Consider the following 7,192-nt stretch of genomic DNA (forward strand, 5'->3'; position numbering starts at 1 on the left):
GTCTTCGGGCTCGCCGCGCAGGCGGGGGGATGCGGGGGCGTCGGGCGCCGCTGCTCGCTGCGCTCGCCCGGCGCGTGCGCGGGCGACGGGGATGCGGGGGTCGGAGGCGGCCTCGGGCGGCATCGCTTCGCTTGCCGCGTGCGGGGGAGGGGATGTGGCGGTCTTGGGCGCCGTCGCTTCGCTCGGCGCGTGCCGGGTTGGCCAAAAACGAAAGGTTGGTGACGCTGCTTCTCAGGAAACGGGGGTGCGCATCGCCCGCCGCCCTGGTAGGGCGCGCGGTTATCCCAGCTACGGGAGATTCGCACCCGCATTCTCCGGGAAGAAGCGTCACCAACCTTTCGTTTTTGGCTACTTTCCGCTTGGATGGTGCGTCTTGGGCAGATTCGAGTCGCCCGAATCTCGCTATGCTTCGAAATCGAGGAGCTGCGCACTGCGGGCGGCGATGGAGGTTCCGAGTGAGTTGGGGTCGGTGTGCCGTAGGTCTGCTACGTGGTTGAGGGTGGTTTCAAGCGAGTGCTCTAGGGCAGTGAGTTCGTAGGGGGCATTGAGCTGGGGCGGGGCGTCTGTTTCGAGGAGGAGACGGTCGTCGGGGAGGATGCGTGCGTATTCGCGGCCGCGTTTCGTGGCGAGCATGTACTCGTTGATTGAGAAGAGGCAGCCCAGGTGAACGGCGCGCCAGAGTTCGTCGCTGGAGCCGCTAAACCAGTGCAGGATGCAGGATGAGGTAGCGATCGCGCCGCTTCGCTCGAGGATGTCGAGCACGCGGTTCACCGATCGAATGGCGTGGATGGATATGACGCGTCCCTGAAGTGGATGTTCGGAAACCGCGCGCATGATGCGCTCGAACGCGGCAGTTTGCAGCTCGAGGCTTGCTGCTCCGCGTTTGCCGGCATCAAGCCCCACCTCGCCTACGTAGCGTGAGTGTGCGACAAGTCCTTTCAGCAGTTCAATGTCGGCATCTCCGCAGGTGCCGTCTGCAAGCCACCAAGGATGAAGCCCTGCGCCCACGCGTACGTTCGGGCGGTTGGAAAATCGTTTGAGCGCAGCTGCGGTGTCGTGCGGAGTAACGGTCGTGCAGAACAAGCCTATGCCCAGATCCTGCGCGGCGCGCGCGATTTCGACGCCGTTCGTCATGAGGTCGAGATGAACGTGCGTGTCGACGAACCTCATCGCGAGTCACCGCCGGCATCGATTCCAACAATCCGCCTCATCACGAATCCGGCGAGCATCTGTCCCATGATGGGCGGGAGATAGGAGGTCGTGCCCAAAGGTGGGCGCCCGCTTTTCGCGCATTGACCCTCATTGTCTATCGTTTTCGCATTGCCCGGGGCATCTGCGCTCTGTGGGGGGTCGAGCGGTGTTTCGGGCGAGTAGAGCACGTCGAGCCGGCGGATTCCGCGTTTGCGGCAGCATTTGCGGATGACGCGGGCGAGTGCATCGCCCTGCGTGTCGTAGATATCGGCGAAGCGCAGGAGTTCAGGATAGAGCTTCATCGCGCCGCCCATGCTGCTCACGATCGGGATATCGAGCTCTTGTGCACACGCGGCGAGCTCAAGCTTCGTCGAGACGGTATCGATAGCGTCGACGATGTAATCGATGCGCCCGCCCGCCTCAGCGCGGCAAGAAGCGATGAGGCAGGCGACGTCTCCAGGCAGCAGGAACGCATCCCGTGTGATCACGCGTGTACTGGGGTTGATGCGCTTTACGAGCGTGCGTACTGCGTCGACCTTTCGCATGCCGACGGTATCCGTCCATGCGACGGCCTGCCGGTTGGTGTTGCTCGCTGCGACCTCGTCGCCATCGACGGCGACGATCGTGCCTATGGCGCCGCGCGCGAGCGCCTCGATGCAGTTCGAGCCCACACCGCCTGCGCCCACGACCATAACGGTTGCTGCTTGCAGGCGGGCAAGTCCCGCTGCGCCCCAAAGCGCTTCAAGCCGTGATGTCAGAGTATCGTTCATAGCTCTCATTCTACGTGTAAAAATACCCCAGTGACTTTTTTACATCAAACACGTCGACCTTGGGTCGAGACGTTAGAGTTCTCGCGCCGCGTCGTAAGTCGAAAACCCTGGGGTAGATATGCGTGCATGGTTTAGCCGTGGAGAGCGGCTTTTGCTCTGGGCGAATACCAGCGAGTCTGCGACTATGCTGCATGTATGAGTTGTCAAGAACGGAGTTTCTCATGGCAGAGTTCATCTACCAGATGTACCAGGCGCGCAAGGCGCATGGCGACAAGGTCATCCTCGATGACGTGACCTTGAGCTTCTACCCGGGCGCGAAGATCGGCGTTGTGGGTCCCAACGGCATGGGCAAGTCGACGCTTCTCAAGATCATGGCGGGTGTCGAGGAAGTGTCCAACGGCGATGCGCGCCTTACGCCCGGCTACACCGTTGGCCTGCTCGAGCAGGAGCCGCCGCTCGACGACGATAAGACCGTCATCGAGAACGTGCGCATGGCGTTCGGCGACCTGCTCGCCAAGGTCGAGCGCTTCAACAAGATCGGCGAGGAGATGGCCGAGCCCGATGCGGATTTCGACTCCCTCATGGCCGAGATGGGCAAGCTCCAGGACGAGATCGACGCGGCCGATGGCTGGGATATCGACTCCAAGCTCGGCCAGGCGATGGACGCCCTCCAGCTACCCGATTCCGACATGCCCGTGAGCGTGCTCTCCGGCGGCGAGCGTCGCCGCGTGGCACTCTGCAAGCTGCTCCTTGAGGCACCCGACCTGCTGCTTTTGGACGAGCCCACGAACCACCTGGACGCCGAGTCGGTGCTGTGGCTCGAGCATTTCCTGAAGAACTACCCCGGTGCCGTGCTTGCTGTCACGCACGACCGCTACTTCCTGGATAACGTCGCGGAGTGGATCTGCGAGGTCGACCGTGGCCACCTCTATCCCTACAAGGGCAACTATTCCACCTATCTCGAGACCAAGGCCGCGCGCATCGCCGCGCAGGGGCAGCGCGACGCCAAGCTTGCGAAGCGTATGGCCTCCGAACTCGAGTGGGTGCGATCCAGCCCCAAGGCTCGCCAGGCGAAGAACAAGGCACGTCTCGCTCGCTACGAGGAGATGGAGGCCGAGGCGCGCGCGAGCCAGAAGCTCGACTGGACGGATATCCGCATTCCCGTGGGCCCGCGCCTGGGAGCGAAGGTACTCGAGGTCGAGCACCTGCACAAGGAGTTCGACGGCCGCGTGCTCATCGACGACCTTTCATTCAGCCTGCCGCGTGCGGGCATCGTGGGTGTGATCGGCCCGAATGGCGTGGGTAAGTCGACGCTCTTCAAGATGATCATCGGTGAAGAAGAGCCTTCGAGCGGTACGATCGAGCTTGGCGAGTCCGTGAAGGTGTCGTACGTCGACCAGAACCGTGCGGGCATCGACCCCGACAAGACGCTCTGGGAGGTCGTCTCGGGCGGCACCGATAAGATGATCGTCGGCGAGACCGAGGTGCCGAGCCGCGCCTATGTGGCGAGTTTCGGCTTCAAGGGCCAAGACCAGCAGAAGCGCGCCGGTGTGCTCTCCGGCGGTGAGCGCAACCGCCTGAACCTGGCGCTCACCCTGAAGCAGGGCGGCAACCTGCTGCTCCTCGACGAGCCCACGAACGACCTCGATGTCGAGACGCTCTCCTCGCTCGAGGCGGCGCTCTTGGAATTCCCCGGCTGTTCTGTGGTCATCAGCCACGACCGCATGTTCCTCGACCGTGTGGCAACGCACATCCTCGCGTGGGAGGGCACGGACGAGAATCCCGGCGCGTGGTATTGGTTCGAAGGCAACTTCGCCGCCTACCAGGAGAACCGTGTGGCACGCCTCGGCGAGGATGCCGCGCAGCCGCACCGCATCCACCGCAAGCTTACCCGCGATTAGATTCGCTTCGACGACGTCGACCTTTTCCGCCAGATTTCTCAAACGGAAGGACGAAAACGGCGGAATATGTCGACGTCGTTCAGGGTTCACGTCCGCCACGCGTTCCGCTACGCTGTTTCGACGGCTTGGGATGCGCGCGGATGAATAGGGTACAATTGCTCACGATGTACGCGGCCGGCCGCTCGGGCATCGTTCGAGGGGCTGTCGGCATGTGACGAAAGGGCAGGATCGAGTGGTGGGCGGTATCCCGGCAACTCCTCCGCGCGACCGCGCCGAGGAGGGGATTCTCTACTACATACAGCGCTATCGCCTCACGGGCGGCGACCGCCTGCCTGCTGAGCGCGATCTTGCCGAAGAACTTGGGGTCTCGCGCACGGCGCTTCGCGCGGCGATCGGCCGGCTCGAATCCGCTCACATGCTTGAACGCCGTCATGGCGCGGGTACGTTTATCTGCCCCGCCAAACCCGTCAACATCTTCGAGGACACGTACAGCTACTCCGATTCCGTGCGCACCGTGGGGCGCGTGCCCGGTTCGCGCGTGATCTCTGCCCGGTGGGAGACCGCCGATGCCGCCCTCGCGGAACGTACCGGCCTTGCCGAGGGTGCTCCTATCTTCGAACTCTGCCGCGTGCGTCTTGCCGACGAGCACCCCGTATCGATTGAGACATCTTCGATCAACGGCTCGCTGTGCCCGGGTATCGACCGCTTCGATTTCGGCAGCGAGGAACTCTACCGCGTGCTTGAACGAGCGTATGGCATCCGCGTCGAGCACGGTATCGAACGCATCTCCATCTCGCGCGCGAATGGCGACGAGGCGGATTACCTAGGCATCGCGAAGGGGTCGCCGGCGTTCTTCGAATCGGCGCTCGAGTACGATGCCGAGCACACGCTCGTGGAGTACGTGAAGACGGTCATCAATCCGGCGCGCTACCGCTTCGCAAGCCTGAGCGGAAGGCAAGAGGTTATGCCCAAGGAGGTGCTTGCATGGCTGAACGCGTAGACGCCCACCGCCCTGGTACGGGCATCAGCTCTTTGAGCGGCTTCATCTCCGATAAGCTGGTCGAGCGCATCGAGCGCGGCGAATATCCGGAAGGCTCCGCGATGCCCTCTGAGCACGATCTGGCGCGGGAGTTCGGTGCGACGCGCTTCGTGGTGCGCGCTGCTCTCGACGATCTTGCTGTCATGGGGCGGATTCGCCGCGTACAAGGCAAGGGAACCTACGTTACCAGCCGGCGCTTCGAAGAGGTCGGCGAGGTGGGGGGCTTTCGCGAATCTGCCCGCACCTCAAACCGCGCCGCTTCCGTGCGCGTGCTTTCCCGTTCGCGCCGTCTCGCAGGGCCATACTTCTCGCGCATCTTCTCGATCGACGAAGCAGATGTGCTCTATTCGATCCGGCGCCTCAACAGCGTCGACGGCGAGCCCCTTTCTATCGAGCGCGCGCTCGTGCCGCTCGCTTTGTTCGAAGGCATCGAAGAGGTCGATGTTTCCGTGTTCAGCTTGTACGAGACATATAAGATGTACGGTCGCGAGGTCGTGGCGACGGGCGAGCGGCTCGACATCGAGACCCTTTCCGCCCACGATGCCGCGCTGCTGCAGGTCGAACCTGGCGAGCCGGCGCTCTCGCTCGCCTGCCTGAGCTTCGATGCAACGGGATGCGTGGTCGAGTATTCCAATTCACTCTGCCGTGCAGATCGGGGAAGTTACAGCTACGAGTACTGAGGCTGAAGGGCTCGCGGCAAAGGTGTGCACCGTCATGGACACCGCGTTCCGCCAAGTGCAAAGCAAATAAAACCAATCACCGATGATTTGCTACCGCTTAGCGCTGTCCCTTTGCGCTGTCGAAAGTGGTATTAAATACTCATAATTGATAAGTGGTATTAAATAGCTTTGAAATGTTGCTTAGCTGCAACCACCGTCCGTGGCGTATGGGAAGGTGATGCATGGTGAAGATGGCGGACTACATCGAGCGCTCCGTGACGCGGCTCGACGAGGTCGCTGCACGCGGTCTCGAACTCGTTGAACCGTTGGTCGAGCGATTCACCTTGAGCGGCTGCGATGCCCTGCGTATCGTTGCGTCCGGCTCCTCCAAGAACGCCGCCGATATCGCCCGTCCGCTCCTACAGCGCTCTCTGGGGCGCGAGGTGCAGGTCGTGACGCCCGAAGCGTTCATCGATTTCGAGCATGCGCAGCCCACGAACGCGTTCAACGTCGCCGTGTCGCAGAGCGGATACTCCACCAACACGATTGCCGCCCTCGATTTCATGGCCGAACATGACCTTCCGTGTGCGGCCCTCACCGCGAACTGGGCGGCGCCCATCTCCGAGCACGCCGTGTGCGTGTTCGATTACGGCGTCGGGGTCGAATCGGTCGACTTCGTCACCATGGGCGTGCACGTGCTCGTCTGCTACCTCATGCTGTTCGGCATCGAAGCGGGTGAGCGCATGGGCGCACTCGATGCCACAGAGGCTGATCGGCTGCGCGGATGCCTCTGTACGGCCGGAGGAGCATGCGCGTCGGGCATCTCCGCGGCACGAGCCCTCTTTGAAAACCAGAAGCTTGCCCTGTCCACGCAGGCGCCGGCGATCTTCGTAGGCAACGGCGCGCTTCGCGGCGTGGCGCAGGAGGCGGCGCTCAAGTTCAGCGAGACCACGAAGGTGCCAGCGATGTGGTTCGAGGGCGAGGAGTTCATCCATGGCCCCGAGATGCAAATTACACCTGGTTACCTAGTCGTCATCATCGACGACGCAGACGGCTCGGAGCGCCTGGCCGGCATCGCGCGCGGCATCCGCTCCGTCACGGACACCTGTTATCTCCTCACCGCTCATCCCGAAGGGGCGGCGCACGAGGTCGTGATCGAGGCGTCGGCACCCGAGGTCTACCCGTTTGCCGCCCTCGGCTTCATCCAATACCTCGCCGCGCAGATCGCCGGCGCCCTCAAGAGCTGGGACGTGCATCCGTATCTCGATGCGGTGGATGATGCTTTCGCCTCGAAGGCACCGGGATACGACGAATCCGTGCACGAGCTCGAACGCCGTGCTGCAACGGTCTACGGAGATTCGGCGGGAGCCTAGCCCGCCTCTCATACGTATCGGAAATCCTCTAGGTGGAGAAGGGAGTCAAGGATGAAACCGACGGAAAAGGTTGAGATCATGCATTTCGACCAAGAAGGGTACCTGAAAGACGGTGAAGCCCTGTACGAGACGGGGAAGAAGATGGCGGCGCTTGCGGATCGTGTGGCCGACGAGGGCTACGACGCGATCTTCCTCATGGGCGTCGGCGGCACCTGGGACGAGCTCATGCAGCTCGAGTACCTCATGAACAAGTTCGGCG

At 62.7% G+C, this 7,192-nt stretch carries 6 protein-coding genes and 1 pseudogene; 5 read left to right on the forward strand and 2 right to left on the reverse strand.

All coding sequences use genetic code 11. The annotated features are described in order from the left end of the window. Positions 1–402: 402 nt before the first annotated feature. Together QZ079_RS07005 and QZ079_RS07010 are read right to left on the reverse strand one after the other, a co-directional pair. Positions 403–1,170 carry a TatD family hydrolase gene (locus QZ079_RS07005; protein WP_297036914.1) on the reverse strand — a complete coding sequence of 256 codons (768 nt, stop codon included), beginning with the start codon at positions 1,168–1,170 and terminating at the stop codon, positions 403–405. After that, entirely contained in the window at positions 1,167–1,961 is a 795-nt protein-coding gene (locus tag QZ079_RS07010) for a ThiF family adenylyltransferase (RefSeq protein ID WP_297036916.1), read from the reverse strand. The genes QZ079_RS07005 and QZ079_RS07010 overlap by 4 nt, the downstream gene beginning before the upstream one ends. 221 nt (positions 1,962–2,182) lie before the next feature. Between QZ079_RS07010 and ettA the strand changes: the two genes are divergently transcribed. The 5 genes and pseudogenes from ettA to QZ079_RS07035 form a co-directional block, all read left to right on the forward strand. Further along, entirely contained in the window at positions 2,183–3,862 is a 1,680-nt protein-coding gene (gene ettA, locus QZ079_RS07015) for an energy-dependent translational throttle protein EttA (RefSeq protein ID WP_291289772.1), read from the forward strand. 211 nt (positions 3,863–4,073) lie between these two features. After that, the gene (locus QZ079_RS07020) at positions 4,074–4,862 is read left to right on the forward strand and encodes a GntR family transcriptional regulator (RefSeq protein WP_297036920.1); all 789 of its coding nucleotides are present in this window, start codon (positions 4,074–4,076) and stop codon (positions 4,860–4,862) included. Beyond that, positions 4,847–5,581: a GntR family transcriptional regulator gene (locus QZ079_RS07025; protein ID WP_297036923.1), complete on the forward strand. Its 735-nt coding sequence runs from the start codon at positions 4,847–4,849 to the stop codon at positions 5,579–5,581. The genes QZ079_RS07020 and QZ079_RS07025 overlap by 16 nt, the downstream gene beginning before the upstream one ends. A gap of 221 nt (positions 5,582–5,802) precedes the next feature. Further along, complete coding sequence (locus QZ079_RS07030) at positions 5,803–6,933, forward strand: SIS domain-containing protein (protein WP_297036926.1); 1,131 nt, start codon at positions 5,803–5,805, stop codon at positions 6,931–6,933. A 51-nt stretch (positions 6,934–6,984) separates the two neighbouring features. Beyond that, positions 6,985–7,192: pseudogene (locus tag QZ079_RS07035) on the forward strand (SIS domain-containing protein); the annotation flags it as partial.

Origin of the sequence: uncultured Enorma sp. (assembly GCA_905210055.1) — a bacterium.
GTDB lineage: Bacteria > Actinomycetota > Coriobacteriia > Coriobacteriales > Coriobacteriaceae > Enorma.